At 74.8% G+C, this 3,363-nt stretch carries 3 protein-coding genes; all 3 read right to left on the bottom strand.

The genetic code is table 11. From position 1 onward, the window contains the following. A partial coding sequence (locus K2X24_RS16700; RefSeq protein ID WP_292499466.1) for an NAD-binding protein occupies window positions 1-101 on the bottom strand: 101 nt, incomplete at its 3' end. Continuing rightward, window positions 98-2,665, bottom strand: coding sequence for a glycosyltransferase (locus tag K2X24_RS16695; protein WP_292499465.1), 2,568 nt, complete (start codon window positions 2,663-2,665; stop codon window positions 98-100). The genes K2X24_RS16695 and K2X24_RS16700, both read right to left, overlap by 4 nt. Beyond that, on the bottom strand, window positions 2,662-3,363 hold a 702-nt coding region (locus K2X24_RS16690; RefSeq protein ID WP_292499464.1), incomplete at its 5' end, for an asparagine synthase-related protein. The genes K2X24_RS16690 and K2X24_RS16695, both read right to left, overlap by 4 nt.

The following is a 3,363-nucleotide window of genomic DNA, read 5'->3' as shown; positions in this document are numbered from 1 at the left end:
TCCGGATCCTTGTCGACGCACACAACGCTGTGCCCGAAATCCGCCAGACACGTCCCGGAGACGAGACCCACGTAGCCGGAACCGATGACCGCGATCTTCATGATGCCATTCCCATCTTAAGTGGATCGGTTTCGCCGAAGACAGCGAGGGTCTCGCGGATCATCCGCTCGATCCCGAAGCGCTGCTCGATGAAGACAGGCGCGCCGACGCGGGCGCGGTGGCGCAGGCCGCGTGAGCGGATCACGCCGGTGAGGGCTGCGGCGAGGTTGGCCGGCGCGTCGTCCTCCACGAGGCGCCCGGTGACGCCGTCGAGCAGCGCCTCGCCCGAGCCGCCCGCGCGCGTGGTCACCACGGGTACGCCGAGGGATTCCGCCTCCAGCAGCACGTTGGGCAGGCCCTCGACCTCCGAGGCCAGGAGCAGAACGTCCATGGCGGCCATCCAGGGCTCGACCGGACTCTGGCGGCCGGCCAGCGTGATGCGGTCGGCCAAGCCGCGCGCCGCGATGGCGTCCGCGATCTCGGCCCGCATGGCGCCGTCGCCCACGATGACGCCGTGGGTGCGCGGATCGCCCTCGGCCACCCGCGCCACCACGTCGAGCCAGAGATGCGGGCGCTTGGCGGGGGCGAGGCGGAAGACGCCGCCGACCAGGAGGGCATCGGGCGGAAGCTTGAGGCGCTCGCGCACGGCGCGGCGCTCCGCCTCCGGCGCCCGGGCGCGGATGCTGGCCACGTCGACGCCGTTGCGAAGGACCCGGATGCGCCCCGGCTCGAAGCCGAGCCAGGCCTCGTAGTCCTGGGCGCCGGCGGCGGAATTGGCCGTGAACCGCACCTCGGGGCGCTCGGACAGGGCCCGGTACATGGTGGCGAGATAGGCCCGGTAGCGACGGCGGTCGTTCTCGCCCGCCACCACGTTGCGCATGGAGCAGACGATGGTGGGCACGCCCGCGAGGAACGCCGCCACCGAGCCCGTCGAGATGACGCCGTCCTGCCAGAGATGGACGCAGGAGGGGCGGTGGCGCCGGAAGCAGTCGTAGAGCTTGAGGATGTCGCGGGCGAGGTTGGGCGGGAAGGCCGTCATCAGGCGCAAGGCCTCGCGCAGGGCCGGATCCTCGGCCGCGAGCACGCGCAGCACCTGGGTCTCGTTGACGGAGGCGAGATCCTCGATGACGAGGTGCTCCGTCTCGGCAAGGTTGCGCATCATCGCGCGACCCCGTGCCGGGGTGAGATCGAGGCCGGCGAGCACGGTGCGGCCCCGCCCCGCGCGGGCCCGCGAGACGCCGGCCGCCGTGAGCGCGACCTGACGCTCGGCGCCGCCGGCGCCCAGCGACGAGGTGCAGAGGATCACCGTGTCGGTGGGCGGCAGGATCGTGCGGGGGGGCGGCGCCTCGAAGACCCGAAGGAACAGGGCGCCGGGGAAGACCGGCACGTGGTCCCGCCCCGGCGTCGCCACCGCGAAGGCGGCGCGGCAGCGGGCGGCGGCGCGCTGCAGGTCGGGCTCGACGTTCGGGTCCTGGAGGGCGGCCGCCAGGTGCGTCCAGGCCTCCGCATAGGCGCCGACCTCCATCAGGGCCTCGGCGAGCACGGGCCGGACGCGACGGCGCAGGATCGGATTGGCCATGGCGCGCCGGGCGGCCGCGATGGCCTGCGGCGCGTCTCCGGCCGCGAGCTCGACCCGCGCGATGGCGAGGAAGCCCTCGGCACCCTCGTGGGCGAAGAGCTGGCGGGCCTGATGAACGAGTTCGGCGATGCGCTCGTCGCGCTCCAGGGCGCCGTAGGCCCGCAGCGCACCCTCCCAGTGCGCGACTTCGCCCCGGTCGCGCTCCAGGGCGGCTTCGTAGGCCGCCGCCGCGCCGGCCCAGTCGTTGAAGCGCTTCAGGGTGCGCCCGAGGAGCGCCCGGTGCGCGGCGGCGTTCGGCTCGGCCTCGATCAGGCCGCGGGCCACCGCGACGCTGTGCTCCTTGCTGGATCCCGCCCCCTGCATCAGGCGCAGGCGCGCCTTGGCCGCCTGGGGGGCCTGCGCCTCCGGGCCCGTGAGGCTGTCGAGGAGAGCCAAGGCCCGGGCGCCGTCGCCGATCTTCTCGTAGGCCCGGGCGAGGCGCAGGCGCAGGGGCCCCTGGTCGGCGTTCGCCGCCAGCGCCGCGACGCGCTCGAGGGTCGCCAGGGCCGCGCCGGGATCGCGCGGGGCCTCGATCCGGGTGGCGCGCAGGATCAGCGCGCTGGCGCTCTCGCCGAAACGCCGGGCATGAGCGGCGTAGAGGCCGGGCTGTTCGGCCGGGGGCGCCGTGGCGAGCCGGGCCTGGAGCAGGCGGTCGATGGCGTCGGCGTCACGCGGGCTCAGGGTGAGGTGCCGCTCCAGGGAACCGATGGCCTCCGCGTGCCAGCCCCGTGCCGCCATCTCCTTGGCCAGGCGCCGGAACACCCGGTAACGGCGCAGGCGCTCGGGGCTCGCGGTGGCGGCCACCTCGAGCCAGAGCAGGTGGGCGCGGTGCCGGTCGCCCGCACTCTCCAGGGCGATGGCCCGGAGGGCGACGGCATCGACAGCCTTGGCGGAGGAAGGCGCGCCAGCGGGGGCCGCCGGCGCGGGAGTGCGCGACGCCGGATGTCCCTTCGGCTTCGGGTTCGCGGCCCGGCGGGGGGCGGATCGACGGCTTTCCAGGGCGCTCATGCGGCGACCCCGGTCTCGGCGAGGTCGGTCGCGGCGAGGTCGCTCGAGAGGCCCGCCGTGTCGATCTCGGGTGCGCGGTCAATGAAGCCGAGGAACCAAGTCTCGAGGCAGAGCAGGGCCCAGAGCAGCGTGCCATTGGCGCGGGTGCCCTCGCGGTGATCGCGCACGAGGCGGTCGATCCAGGCGGTGCGGAAGAGGTCGCGATTGCGGAAGGCGGCGCTCGCCACCGTGTCCTCGAGGCGTTCGCGAAGGCTCGTGCGCAGCCAGAGGTCGAGGGCATGGCCGACCTCCGGCCGGGGGCTGGCCGGCTGGTCGAGGGCGGTTCGCACGAGGCCGCCGGGGCGGGCCGTCCTGTCGGGCCCGGCGAGGCGCAGGGCCTGGGGCAGGCCGGCGCACCACGCGCCGAGATCGGTCTCGAGGAAAGGCGCCAGCAGGGTGGGGCCGGCCCCGTGCCGGGCGATGTCGAGGGGTGCCAGCATCCGGGGGGCGCCGTGCGCGACGTCGATGCGGGCCAGGAGGTCGAGGGCGGTGCCCGCATCGGCCCGTTCCAGAGAGGTGCCGAGTCCGTCGATGGGCGAGAGCAGCAGGGACCCGATCAGGGCGGGCCCCGACAGGGCGAGGCGCTGCGGGTCGGAGGAGATGCAGACGCAGTCGCCGTAGAGGTCGCGCACGAAGGGCATCGTGGCGTGGAAGCCCTG

The organism is Methylobacterium sp., from assembly GCF_019750675.1.
Classification (GTDB): Bacteria; Pseudomonadota; Alphaproteobacteria; order Rhizobiales; family Beijerinckiaceae; genus Methylobacterium.
Note: the sequence above shows the minus strand (reverse complement) of the source record. Positions and strands in the feature narration are given on the sequence as shown.

What these genes read in the sequence shown, in the direction of transcription:
- K2X24_RS16695 (WP_292499465.1), bottom strand. Translation starts at nt 2,665, where the DNA reads ATGAGCGCCCTGGAAAGCCGTCGATCCGCCCCCCGCCGGGCCGCGAAC.